A 17,195-nucleotide genomic window follows, 5' to 3' on the forward strand; every position below is an offset into this window, starting at 1 on the left:
TTCCCCATCGAAATTACGTAATTTCCGCCTGAATTTGTTTCGTATAGAAGAAGCGGACGATAAAGAAATAAATGATTTGGATCACCAGGAACGAGCCGAGGACAATTGCCGATTCCCTGACCAAGCTTTCGTAAAACAAATGTGATAAAGCTGTGAGCGCGACAGCACCGTGAATCAAAGCGACCACGATCGGCGCAAAAAACAGCAGGGCGGTTTGCCGGCTGAGCACCTTTTTCAATTCTGTTACACTTAATCCCATTTTGGCAATCGCCCTGAACTTCTCTTTATCTTCAGCCACATCCATATAAAGCCTGAAATAGAGAAAGCTCCCGGCAGCCACAAAAAAGACAAGTCCGATGAACAGCCCGACAAACATGATCGGCGCATAGCCTCTTTTCGTTTGATACACTTCGTAATCTCCAGAGGAAATAGAGGAAAGCGGAAGCTCCTCATACACTCTTTCAGCCACATTCAGTATCCTCTGGTCTCCATCTGCGGCCTGCCAGACATGATAGCTTCTTTCCTCTACCGGAGCAGGAAGAAGCTCCGAAAAATCATGATCCGTTACAACAAAATAAGAATCGACTTCCGGAAGCGCTCTCGATTCAATCGAATCAGTGGCCGTCACATGAACACCCGTTGCTAAAGGTACTGTCTGGCCGAGCAGTTCCTCTGTTTGGTCATAAGCCATCCCTTCAAATTCGACGACCATCATTTGTCCATTTTCCAATTCAAGCTCCTCTTCACCAATCAGTTCGGCAAAGCGGTTAAAATCAGACTGTCTCGCTAGTAAAATCTGGTCTCCAGCAACTTCATAATAGCTAAGCACCATCTGCGCCTTGTCCGTTTCAACCTTTTCCTCAGCCAGCACGGTTTCTACCAAGGCAATGTCTTTCTCGACATCCCCCTCATCACTTTCCAAATAGGCAAAGGTATTCGGATATCTCATTTCTGTATAGCTCGTAGAAACACTTTGGAAGCTGTACAACGTTCCCATCGCGCTGAATGCGACGGTCGAGACCATCGCGACCATAAAAAACGTCCTGGCATTGTCTTTCATGCGAAAGGAAAGATCAGAAAATAACAGCATATTCGTTTTATGCCAAAACATCGCTTCGTTTTTTTTCAAGCGGCGAATGATAAACACGCTTAATTGCGTAAATAGCAAGTACGTTCCGATCGTCACGACAATAATGACTGGCAGCATCGCCGCCAGGACGACCACGCCTTCTACGAGCAAGGCAACTCCATATCCCGCTCCGAGCAAAACGACGGCACATATAACCAAGAAACGGTTGGCTGCCGGCTCGCCCTTTGATTTTTTAGCACCCTTTATTAATTCAATCAGCTTCTTAGTCCGGAGTACATAAGAAACAAATAGAGAAATGACAAAGAAGAGCACGATAAAGGAAACGAATGTTAACCCAACCGCCTGCGTCGGGAGGTAGAACGGCAATTCGTCCCCGATGACGAGAATATTTTCCGCAACGAGCAGGATCGCTTTGGCGAATACGAGCCCAAGGCCAACTCCGCCAATTGTCGCAAAGAAGCCGATGAGCATGTTCTCCAAAAAAACCATCATGCGGATTTGCCTGACCGCCATCCCATGGAGCATTAGTAAACCGAATTCTTTTTTGCGCGACTGTAAAAAAGAGCTCATTGAATAGAGAATAAAGAAAAACGAGAAAACATAGATGATCCCTGCGGAAATATTCATTCCCTGCTGGACATTCGAATTCATCTCACTGCCGCTCAAGGCGGGGTGATAAGCAAAAATAGCGAACGTAAAAAAGACCATCACCGTAAACATGCTACTCAGGAAGTAGGCCGCATAAAGCCGTTTATTGCGGAGCACATTGTTAAACGCGAATTTGCGAAAAGTCATGTGCATCCCCTCCCATGAGCGAAAGTGTATCGATTATTTTTTGGAAAAACGATTGCCGGTTCTCGCCGCGGTGAATTTCCGAATACAACTTACCATCACGGATAAAGACGACGCGGTTGCAATAGCTCGCCGCTTGAGGATCGTGGGTAACGAGCATCATCGTCGTCCGCTCCTGCTGATTGATTGATTCCAGCATGCTCATGACATCCTTCGATGATTTTGAATCAAGATTGCCCGTCGGTTCATCCGCAAGCAGCAATTTCGGCGTGTGAATCATTGCCCTCGCCACAGCCGCCCGCTGTGCCTGCCCACCGGAAATTTCATAGGTTCTTTTGCTCATAATACCGGTAATCCCGAGCTTTTCAGCAATTTCAGCCGCCTTCTGCTTCATGTCCTTCACCTTATGTCCATCCAATGTTAGCGGGAGGACAATGTTTTCCTCTACCGTTAATGTATGAAGAAGATTAAACTCTTGAAAGACAAAGCCTAATTCACGACGGCGGAACTTAGCCAACTCATCTTTTTTTAACTGATGAGGATTTTTCCCATCAATCAGCACCTCGCCGGCTGTCGGTTCATCAATGGTCGCAATTAAATTCAGCAACGTCGTTTTTCCACTGCCTGACGGACCCATGATCCCGACAAATTCTCCTGTCTCAATTGTTAGGTTAATATCTGTTAACGCGCGGTATGTCATTTTGCCATCATAGATTTTACTTACTTGTTTCACATCCAGCATCACAGAATCTCCTTTCGCTTCCATTCATTTGATCTGTGATTTAGTATAGCGCCGCTGCCCTCTCCCGTACTATTGATTCAGCTTTCACTTTCCTTACATGCTTGTAAGGTTTTGCGTCGGCGTAAAAACAACTCGGAAAGTCGCCCCTTCGCCCTGTTCCGACTCCAGCTCGATCCGGTGATCAAGGTGTTTCGCAGCCTCCATCGTGACATAGAGTCCCATTCCTGTCGATTCCCGAAAAAGACGGCCGTTTTCTCCGGTAAAGAAAGGCTGAAAAACCCGCTTTTTATCTACTTCCGGAATCCCGACACCAAAATCCTTCACTTCGAGGACAGCCTCTTTCCCTCTCTCATAAATCGAAATGATGATGTTATTGCTTTTGCCACTCGAATATTTCACCGCATTATGAATAAGCTGGGATACGATGAAAAGCAGCCATTTTTCATCCGTTTCGACAACGATTCCTTCACTTTCCACGTCCAGCTTCGGGTAGACTTTATTACGAATATAAAACCGCTTATTCTCTCCGTTCACCTCATTGACAATCTTGGTCAATAACACCGGCTTAATATGAAAATCCTGCTCAATCGAGCGGAGCCGCGCCATATAAAGTACAGTATTTAATCCCGTCTGCATACGCTGCGTTTCTTCACGAATATTTGAGGAATCCGGTTCGTCCAGTGCTTGCGCTGTTAATTCAATCACAGAGAGAGGTGTTTTCATTTGATGAACCCATTGATTGATATACTTGAGATGTTCTTCCTGCTGATGCTCTACTTTTTTAATCTGTGTCTCGTAATGCTTGTACTGATTTTTCAACAACGTATCTAGCGCGACGGAGATCGGGCTTTGTTCCGTACTGCGGATGGAATCGTCCAGCGATAAAAGCGACTCGCTCAGTCTTTTGTAAAACAACCGGCGACTGTAGTAGTGATAAATCAAATAGCACGTTAAAAAAAAGAAGCCGAGAAAAACCCCATAAAGGGCGACACTTAAATTGCGATTTCCAGCAAGCCAATAAAGGCCGAAGATGATAGCGGACTGAATGACTTGAACAAGAACCAGAAGAAAATGCTCTCTGAGGAATAATATCATTGCTCTTCTCCTTTTAACGAGGAAACGTTTAGCCGGTATCCCGCGCCTCTTACCGTTTCCACAGCATCAGGCAAGCCCAGTTCCTGAAATTTCTTCCTGACTCGGGCGATATTAACGTTTAATGTATTTTCGTCGACATAGGCCTGATCGTCCCACAGCTTCTCCAGCAGATCCTCCCGGCCGGCAATGCGCGGATAACGTTCCAGCAAGCTTTCAATAATATCCGCTTCTTTTTTGGATAACGATGCCGTCTTATCGGCAACCGTCAATTCCAGCCTCTCAAGATAAAGGGTTAACCCCTCTTTCGTTAATACCCGTTCTTCTCTTTGCACCGCATACTCCCCATAGGCGCGGCGCAGCTGGCTTCGTACTTTGGCGACCACCACTTCGGCGTGAAACGGCTTCGTAATATAATCATCGCCTCCATTTTCCAATGCCATCACCTGATCCATTTCACCAATTCGCGCAGACAAAAAAATAACAGGGCAAATCGATTCCTTGCGAATTTGCCGGCACCAGTAGTAGCCGTCATAGCTCGGCAAATTAATATCAAGCAGCACCAAATCAGGCTGATATTCGGTAAACGCATTCAATACTCGTAAAAAATCTTCAACCACTTTCACATCATAGCCATACTTAAGCAGATAAGACTGCAAATGCTCGGCAATTTTCGGATCGTCCTCGATAATCATAATCTTTTGCATGTTGTCACCTCTTTGTCCAAAATCATTATGGCACAGAACCGTCGTTTCGACAAAGGGCTTAAAGCTCCGCGAAAAGAGCCCGGGTCAAAAAGTGGATTCCACCTTTTGACCCGGGCCTACACTCGGCTTTGTTCCCGCCTGCTGTTCCTTCATTCAAAAATCTATTTAACCAACGTCTTCATCAACCCTCCCCAAAACGTGGAGTAATGCTTCCACTCTACAAATTCACGGGAACCCCAATGAGGTGCGCAGTCACTGGCGAATATCGCCGTTTTCCCTTTTTCATATGAGCCGAGCACTAAAATAGGGTCTGCTTCATGTTGTAATAGAATGTCTGTATTTTCTTTGGCGCTCAAGCGATTATAGCCAAGCAAGGTTGGCCATTGTCCAAATCCGTCCACGAGCGGATGCTTCTTAGCCAACTCGGGCCGGAAACCTTGTGGCATTTCAACACGATCATCACCATCTTCCATCAGTACCGGCAGCACTTCGGCCAATGGAGAGTTTTTGTAATTCGCTTTTCCTTCGATGCCCATAAACGATAGATAACCGCCAATCATCGCCAATCCGCCGCCCTCTGCGACAAACTGCTTGATCAGTTCCAATGCATTTGGGACGATTTCCATCTGATAGAAGGTGCTGTTTTGCAAAAGGAATGAGTTGGCTCCTATATCACTGATCACGATTGCATCATAGTCTTTCAGTTCTTCGAGTGTACACGGGAAGCGAACCTGCACCTCATGAGCCGGGACATAAGTGACATCAATCCCTTCGTCCTTTAAACAAGTTAGCAACTGTGTCGCTCCTTCTTCGTACTTTGTTGAAGTAAAGCTGTCATAACCTTTCGTATGAATCATATGAATCACCCATGATTCACCAATAAATAATAGTTTCATCTTGTTTAACTCCTTTATTGTTAGTCGCTTTCTTCTTTCACCTTGCACCAGTCTATCATCGTCAGCGCAATCACTTTCGTCGCCTCAATCACTTCGTCGACCGGAACAAATTCATCACTATGGTGAGCCATTCGCGGGTCCCCTGGGCCGAAGTTAATCGTCGGAATGCCCACGTTCACCGGCCAGCCCATATCGGTATGAAAACAAAGCCCTTCGATAACGGGTTTTCTGTCCAACTGCTCAAGGGAATGAGCACACTGTTGAACAAATGGATGTTCACTGTCTGTCTCAGCACAATCGGCATCAATCAGCCATTCAATTTTAACTGGATTGGCTTGTAACCAGGAATCCTGCTCCGCAACTTTTTTCATCAAGGTCTCGATTTCTTCCTTCACCTTGCCACCAAGAAGATTGGCATCCCTCTCAGATGGCAAGTATTGCGCATTAAACGTAATTTCAACACGGTTCGCATAAGCCGTTGGATATTCACCGCCCTGGATTTGAGCAAGATAAATTTGACAAGGGATGGGCAAAAGTGGGTGTGTTTTTTCCACACTCCATTTTTCATTTAACTCATCAATCCCTTTCATCACCAGCTTAGCCTTCTCAATCGCATCAACTGCTCCGCCATCTTTCCAGTCGGCTTTCGGCATTTCAATATGACCAGCCCGTCCTTTGATAATCAGCTTCCCCCATAAGATGCCGCGGCATAATGGCGCAATTTGCAGCGAGGTCGGCTCTGTCAAAATGCATCCGTCAGTGCGATAGCCCTGGGCGATAAAATCGAGAGCGCCCATCCCGCCGGCTTCCTCGTCAACAACGGTACCGACTACTACATCGCCTTTTAATGGCACATTCGTCTTTTTTAAAGCCTCTACCGCCGAGATCATGGAGGCGACGCCACCCTTCATATCGACAGCACCGCGGCCATATAGTTTACCATCACTAATTTCGGCGGCAAATGCCGGCTTCGTCCAATTTGATCCTTCCTTCACGACATCAATATGTCCAAACAGGAGCAGAGAGTTTCCATCACCTTCTCCTTTGAAGGTCGCCGCAAGGTTCGGTCTGTTCGTAAAGTCTCTTCCTGGATAGTAGCCTGCTCTTCCTTCATATTCACGCAAAGCATCCGCATTTGGCTCCCATTGCTCTACTTCTGCCCCAAGCTTTTTCATCTTATCTGCAATATACGCCTGCACCCCTTTTTCGTCCGAAAGCTCTGTCGCTTCTCCAAACCAGGGGTTGACACTGGGAATGTTGATGAGTTCTTTTAACGTCGTCAAAATGTCATCGTGATGCTCATCAATCCAACTTAGCACTCTCTCTTTTTCATTCATATGACATCCTCTTTTCTATACTCTCATTTTAAATTTCCGCTCACCGATGAACCTCTCCCACGGGTTGATCATTTCATCCCCGAAAGCATCCTTTTTGTTCTCGATCATAAATAAATAATCAGTATCCCTGTTTACCGGATAGGCCGGACTATGCCAAATTCCTTTTCCGATTATAATGCCTTGACCGGGCTTTAAGAGAAAGCATTTCACTGTTTGAATATCCGGTGCTTCCTCAGGATCTGCAAGATCACGATATAATCCGACCGGCTGAATAATCTCATCATACAAAGGAAGCAAAATTTCCTCACGGCTGACATGCCGTTCCATTGAATCGACAATCAGCTCTCTTTTCTGCGTTCTGACCATCCCGACCCCGACGCGGGTTGTGGCTTCCATATTCGCAAGATAACTCCAGCAATCCCACCCCTCTCCTTCTTTTGAAGGAGGGGCGTCGGGGATTTCGAAGCAGCGCCCGTATGGTTCAAAGCTTGAATCTGTAAGCGGTTCGACCTGAATCGTTTCCATCATTCATCACCTCCGGATTAAAAATCAAATTCGCCGATATTTTCTTCTGTTAAATCAATCGTTCCAGTAAAGATGTTCTGTCCTTCCACTCTGACGCTGCCGATATTCGCAATTTCCAGTTCACCTTCCGGAATTTCGTTTCCATTCGCTAATTCATTTAAAACATATACAGAAACGTAACCAAGCATGGCCGGGTCCCATGTAATAATCTTTTCAATGATCCCTTCTTCAATGTAATTTTCAACTAAGCTAGGGACGGCAAAACCTGTGATTGCAATCGAACCAGCTTCGATACTGCCATTTTGAATCGCCTGAGCAACAGCCTGGGCAGCTGCCGGAGGCTCTCCACCGGCGAAGCCGACAATTCCATCAAGCTCTGGATACGTATTTAACAGATTTTGTGCATTATCATAAGAACGTTGCTGATCGTCGTCGCTTGCTACTACAGTGACGATATTGATGTCCGGATAGTTTGCCTCAAAATAAGCTTCCGCCGCATCGACACGATCGATTTGGTTTGTCGAGCCCAATCCTGCAACCATAAATGCCACATCTCCGGCTCCGCCAATCTGATTAGCAATTTCTTCTGCAAATGCTTCTCCTAATTCTGCATCAGTCGCTGGTGTGACATAATACGCCCGCTCTGAATTAGGCGCGTCACTGTCCCATGTGACAACCGGTATCCCCTGTTCGATCGCTCTCCCAATGACCGGGACAACCGCTTCTCCATCATTCGGTGAAATCCCAATCCCACTGACTTCCCGGATCATCATGTCCTGAATCATATTAATTTGATCAGAAGAGCTCGTTTCCGTTGGAGCGTTAAAAATAACTTCCACACCTAGATCTTCCCCAGCCTGTTCAGCACCTCGTTCAGCTGCTGTAAAATAAGCCGGACCAATTGATTTCGGATTAATAAAGAAAGAGTTTGTTCCCTCTGCCACCTCTTCACCGGCGCCTTCTTCTGCCGGACTTGGCTGATCCTCAGACCCACACGCTACTAATGTAAAAGCAGTAAAGATTGATAGACTAGCAACTAACCATTTTTTCATTTTTTCTTCCTCATTTCGTTTATGATTTTTGCCTGCTTACAGCAATTAGAATAAACAACCCTAAAATAACCATTTGGAACAAACTTGAGACACCCATTAAGTTCAAACCATTATTTAATACACCGATAATGACAACACCGATCATTGTTCCGACCAGACTTCCTCTTCCGCCGAAAATATGGGTACCACCGATTAAAACGGCTGTAATGACAGAAAGCTCAATCCCGCTTCCAGTTGTCGCTTCTGCCGTAGCAAGGCGTGAAACGAGAAAGACCCCGGCAAGAGCAGCAAAGAAGCCATTACAGACTAGAATGATAAAGCGAGTTCGAACTTCGTTAATTCCGGAAAAATGAACAGCCTCTTCGTTGTTCCCTAGCGCATACGTATAGCGGCCGAAGCGCGTCTGACGTATGAGGTAATACGCTAATACAAAGGCAATAACGAGTACAATCGTATTAAACGGGAGACCGCCCAGCTGACCTTGTCCTAAAAAGTAAAATTCCGGCGGATAGCCGCTGATCGGCCTTCCTTCAGTCAGAACATAAATGAAGCCGCGCAGCATAACCATTGTTCCGATGGTGACAACGATTGCCTGCATTTTGAACTTGGCAATGAGCAATCCATTTAAAGCCCCGCATAAAATCCCGACGATAAGAGCGAGGATCACACTAAGCCAAATATCAAGACCGGCCATCGTATGAAACATCCCTAAAGCAACAGCGGCTAATCCCATAATCGAGCCCACCGACAAATCCATGTTTCCTGAAATAATCACATAGGTCATCGGAATTGCAATCAGTCCAATTTCAACAATTTGGCTTAAAATGTTGAAAATATTTCCCTGTGTCAGGAAGTACGGAGACTGAAGGCGGAAGAAAAGACTCAGTCCAACTAAAAGCAGTAACAATATCACAATTTGATTATTGACGAAAGGGTGGATCGTTTTTTTCATTATCGTGATCATTTGAGCTTACCCTCCAGTTTCAAGCTATCCTTCCACCTCTTTAATGAATTAATAATAATCGCGACAATGATTAGCAAACCGGTAATCGCATCAACCCAATAGGGAGAAAACTGGCTGATGATCACACCGTTCTGAATAATGCCGAGCAATAAAATACCAAACATCGAGCCGACGATTGTACCAGTTCCGCCGAAAATGCTCGCACCGCCAATTAAAACGGCAGCAATCACATCAAAGGAGATATTTAACGCGGCAGTGGACGCCTGTATGCTTCCGACGTTTGAAGCATAGATCGCCGCGGCAACCGCACTGAGCATCCCACTGTACAAATAGACAAAAAACTTTGTCCGCTTCATCGCCATCCCGGAAAGACGGGCTGCATTCTTATTCCCGCCAATCGCATAGATTCGTCGGCCGAATCTCGTAAATCCGAGGATCAGGATAAAGCCACACGCCAAGACAAACAGGACAAGCACCGGAAAAGAAATGCCGAGTAATTTTCCCTGTCCCAGAAATTCGAATTCCTTTGGAAAGTTGGTCACCCACACGCCACCGCTAACGAATACAGCAATGCCACGAAAAATATACATTGTCGCCAGTGTCGTGATAATATCCGGAATATTGAACATCGTAATAATGAAGCCGTTAATAGCCCCACATAATGCCCCTACCACAATACCGAGTAAGACAGCGAGCCACATATTCACTCCCGCATTCACCAGCAGACCAACAATAGTCGCGACAAGGGCAAGCACCGCTCCTACGGATAGATCCATCCCTCCTAATAAAATGACCATTGTCATCCCAATCGCAATAATTCCCGTTATCGTAATTTGCAGGAGAATCGTCTGCAAGTTCGACATTTGTAGAAAGTTGGGAGAGAGGGTCGTAAAGATGAAAAAGACAATCAATGTAAACAAGATAATCGGTGCCTCATGAATGCTCATAATTCTTTTCATGTTGTTTTCACCTCAATTCCGCCCGGGCTCGAAGCAATCGCCAAAAGCTCATTTTGCTCGACTTCGCCATAGCTGTATTGCTTCACAATTGCTCCTTCGTGCATCACGAGAATCCGGTCACTCATCCCTATGACCTCTGGCATTTCAGTCGAGATAAAGAGGATACTCATCCCTTCATTTGCCAGCTTTTGAATCAGTGCATAGATTTCCGCTTTTGCTCCGACATCAACCCCACGCGTCGGCTCCTCCAAAATTAAAATCTTTGGATGGGTGACGAGCCATTTTGAAAGAACAATTTTCTGCTGATTTCCTCCACTGAGTAAATTGACGACCTGTTTCTCGTGTGGTGTTTTAATTTGCAAATCCTGAATATATGTTTGAATGATTTCTTTTTCTTTCTTTTTGTTCAGTTTCGAATAGTAAGATAATTTTTCGAGGATGGTTAGCGTCAAATTTTCTTGGACAGTCATTTCCTTTACGAGACCATGACGATGACGGTCAGGCGGCACATAGCCAATATCATTCTTCTTTGCCTGTTTTGGCCTGCTGATTTTTACCTTTTTCCCATTAATGCTGATTGTTCCTCCGCCTCTTTTTAAGCCGAACAAACGCTGGGCGACATTGTGGGTACCTGCCCCCACCAGACCGAACAGACCAACGATCTCACCTTTCCTTAACTCAAAGCTCACCTGATGGCGAGGGGTGATTTCCAGATCCTGCACTGCTAGCACAACGTCCTCACTGATCGCTTTCGTTTTGCTCGGATAAAGCTCGTCCACCGCCTTCCCGACCATCATGCTGATCAGTTCACTCTGGGTCGTCTCCTGCACAGGCTTTGTCGCAATTTTATTTCCATCACGTAACACTGTCACTTTATCTGCAATTTCAAATACTTCGGGCATTCGGTGGGAGACATACACAATCGCCACCCCTTTTTCCTTTAATCGCCTGACAACCTCCAGCATATTTTTCACTTCATTTTCCGGCAAGGCAGCTGAAGGCTCGTCCATAATCAAAATGTCAGCATCAAAGGAGATCGCCTTGGCGATTTCAACAACCTGTTGGCTTTGCACACTTAAATCCTGCACCTTATCGCGGACATCGATCGTTGCCCCCAATGATTCGATCAGTTCCTGGGCTTTGTTGTACATGGATTTCCAGTTGATCAGGCCTGCTTTTCCTAAAATCGAAGAACGCTCAATAAAAATATTCTCGGCCACCGTTAAGTTTGGAAACAGATTAAACTCCTGATGAATCATTGAAATACCAGCGTCTTCAGCATCTGCAGGTGATTGAAACCGGACTTCCTTTCCTTTTACATAAAACGTCCCGTCTGTCGGTTGATAAAGACCGGAGAGAATCTTCATCAAGGTCGACTTCCCTGCTCCATTCTCTCCCATTAAGGCGTGTACTTCCCCTTTATAAAGATCCAGGTCGACATTCGATAATGCTTTTACACCTGGGAAGGATTTATCAATCCCAGACATTTTTAAGATCAAACTTGTCATGTTACCCTCCCCTTCTTGATGCGTTCACTAAAAAAGCTCTCTCATTTAAGCTTTTTTACAGCTTTGGCGATTTCAGTCTCCGTTGGCATTCCCGTCTGAGCTCCTTTTTTTTGTACCGAAAGCGCAGCTGCGATGTTTGCAGTCACCACGGCCTGCTCCAGCTCATAACCACGTGCTAGCTCAGTTGCTAATACTCCATTAAACGTATCACCCGCGCCGGTTGTATCGACAACAGTAACCTTCATGCTGTCAATATGCCGCAAATCATGATTAACCCAGAAGTCAATTCCATCCTTGCCCTTCGTCTGAATCACTTTCTGTTGAAAAGCCGTTTGCATGTGCTTATCCGCTGAAAAAATCGCCCGGTGCTCATGCTCATTTGGCGTCAAGTACTGTACTTTTTCGAGAAACGGTCGTGACAGTTTACGTGCGGGAGCAGGATTATACACAACTGGAACACCGATTTCTCTGCACACCTCAACAACCTTTTCCTGTGTTCGAAATGGAATTTCATTTTGCATTAAAACAATATCCGCTTCTGTAAAAAGTGCTGTAAGCTGTTCAATGTGGACTTCATTTAAGCTGCCGTTTGCCCCCTCATCAATAATGATTGAGTTCTCGCCATTGACTACCGTCACTAACGCTTTGCCGGTATTACATTCTTCGTTCACATGCACATGCTTTGTATTAATGGAATGAGCTTCTAAATTGTGCAATGCATTTTGCCCTAGATCATCGTCACCGACCGCGCCGACGAAGGATACTTTTGCTCCAGCGCGAGCAGAGGCAACAGCCTGATTGGCGCCCTTCCCCCCCGGAAAAACATTGAAGCTCGTAGCTACTATCGTTTCGCCCGGGGTCGGCCACTTTGCCGCAGTTACGACAAAATCCATATTGATGCTTCCCACTACTACGACATGCGGTTTTAAACATATATTTTTCAATGTATCTCTCTCTCCCTTGCTACTACCTCAGTGGCTTTGTTGTGCCCCGTTGGATCAATTCCACCGGGAAGGAATGGCTACTGCTTTCTTTCTCCTGCAGCTGATTTTCAATTTGGGCGATAAGTAAGATCGCTGCCTGCTCACCCATCTTATAAATCGGCTGCTGAATTGTCGTCAGCTGGGGACTCGTATGTTTACAAAGATCAATCCCATCATAGCCAATAATTTGCAACTCATCTGGAACTGAAATCTGATACTCTTTGGCAGCCATCAATACACCGGCAGCAATTAAATCATTACCAGCAAAAATCGCATCATACTCGACCGCTTTTTTAAATAACGATTTACCTAATTGATAAGCAGCCTCTGTGGCATAATCACAGTCCATCACATGAGCTGCAAGATTGTTTTTTTTCATAACTTCCTGATAGCCTTCTGCTCTCTCCGTCGCCGTTGTCACATTATGTGGGCCGCGAATATGCAAGATTCGCTTGCTGCCAGTCTGCAGCAAATATTCGGTCGCAATCCGTCCTCCCTCTTTATTTTGGGAGGAAACGGAAAGCACCCGTTTATCATGAACCCGATCCAGAAACAATGTTGGAAATGGAAGTTCATCATAAGTAATGTCCTCATTGTTCTGGTTCATAATGATTAGTCCGTCGACGTATTTATGCGTCAGCTCTCTTACATATTTTTTTTCTGTTTCCGGATTGGACTCCGTATTACAAAGAATCAACAAATATCCTAGCCTCTGCGCCACTGCCTCAACCGCCTTTGCTAATTCCGGGAAAAAGGGGTTCGTAATATCTGGAATCAGGAGACCGATCGTATTCGATTTTTTCTTGAACAACATTCGAGCGACCTCATTAGGTGTATAGTTCAGTTCAGCAATTGCCGCTTCGACTTTCTTCAATGTTTCTTTTCCGACATAACCTTTCTTATTAATGACTCTCGAGACCGTCGCTTCGGACACATTAGCACGTTTGGCAACTTCACGAATAGTTGTTGGAAACACCTCCCTTTTGTGTAACGGGTTACACATCAGCTATATAAATTCTGTAACCCGTTACACATCTCTCAATAAAAAATATTATAATATAAAGATTATTTTTAATTTTCAGTATAATTATGCTTTGTCATAATGTCAACTGATTTTCTGAAAAACTGTAACCCGTTACATATATCAGTTAACTTCATTATAACGGACATAAAGAGGATATCTACTTATCCGTCAGATTACCTGACGCGCTTTTTATTCGTAAAATCTAAAACCACTAACAAAAAAGCCGTAAGACAGATCATATTGATCTGTCTTACGGCTTTTTCATAATACGGGTGAGAGGACTTGAACCTCCACGTCATAAGACACTAGATCCTAAGTCTAGCGCGTCTGCCAATTCCGCCACACCCGCATATTACAAAATGGTGAGCCATGAAGGACTCGAACCTTCGACCCTCTGATTAAAAGTCAGATGCTCTACCAACTGAGCTAATGGCTCTTGCTGTTTTTCAGTGATGATTTTCATGATGATTACGGACGATGCTTCACTTCGATGTTTTGCCTGTTCCTTCCTCTTCCCGCAGCGCTCTGATGTAGATGCGTCGGAACAACTCGAAGATTATCACAGAAGCTTTGCTCGTCACTGAGCTAATGGCTCTTGCTGTTTTTCAGTGATGTCATGGAATCAATGGTGACCCGTACGGGATTCGAACCCGTGTTACCGCCGTGAAAGGGCGGTGTCTTAACCGCTTGACCAACGGGCCACTGGCGGAGAAGGAGGGATTTGAACCCTCGCGCCGCTCGCGCGACCTACACCCTTAGCAGGGGCGCCCCTTCAGCCACTTGGGTACTTCTCCATGGCTCCACAGGTAGGACTCGAACCTACGACCGATCGGTTAACAGCCGATTGCTCTACCACTGAGCTACTGTGGAATATCATTGTCATTTTTTCATCGCACGCTTGCGATACCAGTCTCTTCCTTTTAACAGCTCCGCTGCCTGCTGTATCGAGGCAACTCGAGGCTTTTCGACGATGCTTAGGCTCGTCACTGAGCTACTGTGGGAATGGTGGGCCTGAGTGGACTCGAACCACCGACCTCACGCTTATCAGGCGTGCGCTCTAACCAGCTGAGCTACAGGCCCCCAATAGCTAAAAATCAAAAAGCGGGTGATGAGAATCGAACTCACGACATCAGCTTGGAAGGCTGAGGTTTTACCACTAAACTACACCCGCACATTTTTCAATTAATATTCTCAATTATTTCAGCACGCGACCTACATGCCTCTTCCTCTGCCAGCTACCCTTCGAAGTTGATGCGTCGAGGCAACTCGAAGACTTTCACGATCGTGTTGCTCGTGGCTGAGGTTTCAACCACTAAACTAACCCGCATAGGAATGATGAAAATAAATGGCGCGCCCTGAGAGATTCGAACTCCCGACCTTTTGATTCGTAGTCAAACACTCTATCCAGCTGAGCTAAGGGCGCTTATTATTAAAGCGGAAGACGGGATTCGAACCCGCGACCCCCACCTTGGCAAGGTGGTGTTCTACCACTGAACTACTTCCGCGAAATGGCTGGGCTAGCTGGATTCGAACCAGCGCATGACGGAGTCAAAGTCCGTTGCCTTACCGCTTGGCTATAGCCCAATACATATGTATAAATGGGGCGACTGATGGGAATCGAACCCACGAATGCCGGAACCACAATCCGGTGCGTTAACCACTTCGCCACAATCGCCACACACTAATAAAATGGAGGGGGACGGATTCGAACCGCCGAACCCGGAGGGAGCGGATTTACAGTCCGCCGCGTTTAGCCACTTCGCTACCCCTCCACTATAAGATCGTACAATGGCGGTCCGGACGGGACTCGAACCCGCGACCTCCTGCGTGACAGGCAGGCATTCTAACCAACTGAACTACCGGACCAATGGTATTGCGGGGGACGGATTTGAACCGCCGACCTTCGGGTTATGAGCCCGACGAGCTACCAGACTGCTCCACCCCGCGTCGTTATTAAGTATTCGGATGATGTTTCTCAAAGGAGATTAGAACTCTCCTCTTCCTGACTATTCAAGGAAGCTTTCATGCGTCGAGTTTACTCGCCGCTGTTTCGGCGGATGCTTTGCTTGTTGCTCCACCCCGCGTCGTTAAAAAGTACTTGAATGATGCTTTCTCTTCAACTTGTCCATTTTTTAAATGATAACCATTATTCTCATTTTACCATTGGCTGGCTTAAGAATAAAGAAATTATGGCGGAGGAAGAGGGATTCGAACCCCCGCGCGGTTTAACCCGCCTGTCGGTTTTCAAGACCGATCCCTTCAGCCGGACTTGGGTATTCCTCCATTAAAAATTAATATGGTGGAGCCTAGCGGGATCGAACCGCTGACCTCCTGCGTGCAAGGCAGGCGCTCTCCCAGCTGAGCTAAGGCCCCCTATTATATGTATCGCCCGGCAACGTCCTACTCTTGCAGGGGGAAGCCCCCAACTACCATCGGCGCTGAAGAGCTTAACGACCGTGTTCGGCATGGGAACGGGTGTGACCTCTTCGCTATCGCCACCGGACTTTTGATCTTCAGATAACCGGCGACCTTCTTTGTCAGCTTCATGGTCTTCGGTCATGTCACGTACTGATGTACGCTCCATTCCTCAGCCATTTGCTTCCTCGAATGTCTTGGTTCTCTTTGATCAATACGATATGTTTTATAAACATATCTTGATTCCTTCAAAACTAGATCATGATTGTACAAGTGTCAAGAATAGCTTGGATAAGTCCTCGACCGATTAGTATCTGTCAGCTCCACGTGTCGCCACGCTTCCACACCAGACCTATCAACCTCATCATCTCTAAGGGGTCTTACTGGATTAACTCCATGGGAAATCTCATCTTGAGGGGGGCTTCATGCTTAGATGCTTTCAGCACTTATCCCGTCCACACGTAGCTACCCAGCTATGCTCCTGGCGGAACAACTGGTACACCAGCGGTGTGTCCATCCCGGTCCTCTCGTACTAAGGACAGCTCCTCTCAAATTTCCTGCGCCCGCGACGGATAGGGACCGAACTGTCTCACGACGTTCTGAACCCAGCTCGCGTACCGCTTTAATGGGCGAACAGCCCAACCCTTGGGACCTACTTCAGCCCCAGGATGCGATGAGCCGACATCGAGGTGCCAAACCTCCCCGTCGATGTGGACTCTTGGGGGAGATAAGCCTGTTATCCCCAGGGTAGCTTTTATCCGTTGAGCGATGGCCCTTCCATGCGGAACCACCGGATCACTAAGCCCGACTTTCGTCCCTGCTCGACTTGTAGGTCTCGCAGTCAAGCTCCCTTATGCCTTTGCACTCTGCGAATGATTTCCAACCATTCTGAGGGAACCTTTGGGCGCCTCCGTTACTGTTTAGGAGGCGACCGCCCCAGTCAAACTGCCCACCTGACACTGTCCCTGAACCGGATCACGGCTCGAGGTTAGAATGTCAGCACAGTCAGGGTAGTATCCCACCGACGCCTCCATCGAAGCTGGCGCTCCGACTTCTCTGGCTCCTACCTATCCTGTACAAACTGTACCAACATCCAATATCAAGCTACA

13 protein-coding genes, 16 tRNA genes and 2 rRNA genes are annotated in these 17,195 nt (G+C 46.4%); all 31 read right to left on the reverse strand.

What is annotated here, in order from left to right:
• Positions 1-13: 13 nt before the first annotated feature.
• A complete protein-coding gene (locus tag M3202_RS14490) occupies positions 14-1,885 on the reverse strand; it encodes an ABC transporter permease (RefSeq protein WP_251224043.1) in 1,872 nt (623 codons plus the stop codon).
• Positions 1,860-2,624, reverse strand: coding sequence for an ABC transporter ATP-binding protein (locus M3202_RS14495; protein ID WP_251224044.1), 765 nt, complete (start codon positions 2,622-2,624; stop codon positions 1,860-1,862). Before M3202_RS14495 ends, M3202_RS14490 begins: the two co-directional genes overlap by 26 nt.
• A gap of 93 nt (positions 2,625-2,717) precedes the next feature.
• Positions 2,718-3,719 carry a sensor histidine kinase gene (locus tag M3202_RS14500; RefSeq protein ID WP_251224045.1) on the reverse strand — a complete coding sequence of 334 codons (1,002 nt, stop codon included), beginning with the start codon at positions 3,717-3,719 and terminating at the stop codon, positions 2,718-2,720.
• On the reverse strand, positions 3,716-4,423 hold the full coding sequence (locus tag M3202_RS14505) for a response regulator transcription factor (protein ID WP_251224046.1): 708 nt from the start codon (positions 4,421-4,423) through the stop codon (positions 3,716-3,718). The genes M3202_RS14500 and M3202_RS14505 overlap by 4 nt, the downstream gene beginning before the upstream one ends.
• A gap of 161 nt (positions 4,424-4,584) precedes the next feature.
• Positions 4,585-5,319, reverse strand: coding sequence for a glutamine amidotransferase (locus M3202_RS14510; RefSeq protein ID WP_251224047.1), 735 nt, complete (start codon positions 5,317-5,319; stop codon positions 4,585-4,587).
• Between the two features lie 20 nt (positions 5,320-5,339).
• Positions 5,340-6,656 (reverse strand): ArgE/DapE family deacylase, encoded by a 1,317-nt coding sequence (locus M3202_RS14515; RefSeq protein WP_251224048.1) that lies wholly within the window; start codon positions 6,654-6,656, stop codon positions 5,340-5,342.
• A gap of 15 nt (positions 6,657-6,671) precedes the next feature.
• Positions 6,672-7,184 (reverse strand): ureidoglycolate lyase, encoded by a 513-nt coding sequence (locus M3202_RS14520; RefSeq protein WP_251224049.1) that lies wholly within the window; start codon positions 7,182-7,184, stop codon positions 6,672-6,674.
• A gap of 14 nt (positions 7,185-7,198) precedes the next feature.
• Complete coding sequence (locus tag M3202_RS14525) at positions 7,199-8,233, reverse strand: autoinducer 2 ABC transporter substrate-binding protein (protein ID WP_251224050.1); 1,035 nt, start codon at positions 8,231-8,233, stop codon at positions 7,199-7,201.
• A gap of 19 nt (positions 8,234-8,252) precedes the next feature.
• On the reverse strand, positions 8,253-9,197 hold the full coding sequence (locus tag M3202_RS14530) for an ABC transporter permease (RefSeq protein WP_251224051.1): 945 nt from the start codon (positions 9,195-9,197) through the stop codon (positions 8,253-8,255).
• Positions 9,194-10,156, reverse strand: a complete 963-nt coding sequence (locus M3202_RS14535) for an ABC transporter permease (RefSeq protein WP_251224052.1) — start codon at positions 10,154-10,156, stop codon at positions 9,194-9,196. Before M3202_RS14535 ends, M3202_RS14530 begins: the two co-directional genes overlap by 4 nt.
• Positions 10,153-11,664: a sugar ABC transporter ATP-binding protein gene (locus M3202_RS14540; protein WP_251224053.1), complete on the reverse strand. Its 1,512-nt coding sequence runs from the start codon at positions 11,662-11,664 to the stop codon at positions 10,153-10,155. The genes M3202_RS14535 and M3202_RS14540 overlap by 4 nt, the downstream gene beginning before the upstream one ends.
• Before the next feature lie 41 nt (positions 11,665-11,705).
• Positions 11,706-12,608, reverse strand: coding sequence for a ribokinase (rbsK, locus tag M3202_RS14545; RefSeq protein WP_285890509.1), 903 nt, complete (start codon positions 12,606-12,608; stop codon positions 11,706-11,708).
• 22 nt (positions 12,609-12,630) lie between these two features.
• Positions 12,631-13,623 (reverse strand): LacI family DNA-binding transcriptional regulator, encoded by a 993-nt coding sequence (locus M3202_RS14550; protein WP_251224055.1) that lies wholly within the window; start codon positions 13,621-13,623, stop codon positions 12,631-12,633.
• 315 nt (positions 13,624-13,938) lie between these two features.
• Positions 13,939-14,020 (reverse strand) — tRNA-Leu (locus M3202_RS14555).
• 11 nt (positions 14,021-14,031) lie between these two features.
• Positions 14,032-14,107, reverse strand: a tRNA-Lys gene (locus tag M3202_RS14560).
• 190 nt (positions 14,108-14,297) lie between these two features.
• Positions 14,298-14,372 (reverse strand) — tRNA-Glu (locus tag M3202_RS14565).
• 2 nt (positions 14,373-14,374) lie between these two features.
• Positions 14,375-14,465: transfer RNA gene (locus M3202_RS14570), tRNA-Ser, on the reverse strand.
• 1 nt (position 14,466) lies between these two features.
• Positions 14,467-14,541, reverse strand: a tRNA-Asn gene (locus M3202_RS14575).
• 133 nt (positions 14,542-14,674) lie between these two features.
• Positions 14,675-14,751: transfer RNA gene (locus M3202_RS14580), tRNA-Ile, on the reverse strand.
• Between the two features lie 20 nt (positions 14,752-14,771).
• Positions 14,772-14,842, reverse strand: a tRNA-Gly gene (locus M3202_RS14585).
• Positions 14,843-15,017: 175 nt separating this feature from the next.
• Positions 15,018-15,094: transfer RNA gene (locus tag M3202_RS14590), tRNA-Arg, on the reverse strand.
• A gap of 10 nt (positions 15,095-15,104) precedes the next feature.
• Positions 15,105-15,176, reverse strand: a tRNA-Gly gene (locus tag M3202_RS14595).
• Between the two features lie 4 nt (positions 15,177-15,180).
• Positions 15,181-15,255 (reverse strand) — tRNA-Gln (locus M3202_RS14600).
• A gap of 15 nt (positions 15,256-15,270) precedes the next feature.
• Positions 15,271-15,346 (reverse strand) — tRNA-His (locus tag M3202_RS14605).
• Between the two features lie 15 nt (positions 15,347-15,361).
• A tRNA-Tyr gene (locus M3202_RS14610) sits at positions 15,362-15,443 on the reverse strand.
• A gap of 17 nt (positions 15,444-15,460) precedes the next feature.
• Positions 15,461-15,537: transfer RNA gene (locus tag M3202_RS14615), tRNA-Asp, on the reverse strand.
• 7 nt (positions 15,538-15,544) lie between these two features.
• Positions 15,545-15,618 (reverse strand) — tRNA-Met (locus M3202_RS14620).
• A 243-nt stretch (positions 15,619-15,861) separates the two neighbouring features.
• Positions 15,862-15,954: transfer RNA gene (locus M3202_RS14625), tRNA-Ser, on the reverse strand.
• Between the two features lie 14 nt (positions 15,955-15,968).
• Positions 15,969-16,044, reverse strand: a tRNA-Ala gene (locus M3202_RS14630).
• Positions 16,045-16,058: 14 nt separating this feature from the next.
• Positions 16,059-16,174, reverse strand: a 5S ribosomal RNA gene (gene rrf, locus M3202_RS14635).
• 199 nt (positions 16,175-16,373) lie between these two features.
• A 23S ribosomal RNA gene (locus M3202_RS14640) occupies positions 16,374-17,195 on the reverse strand; the annotation flags it as partial.

It is taken from the genome of Halalkalibacter oceani, assembly GCF_023715605.1.
Classification (GTDB): Bacteria; Bacillota; Bacilli; order Bacillales; family Bacillaceae_D; genus Halalkalibacter; species Halalkalibacter oceani.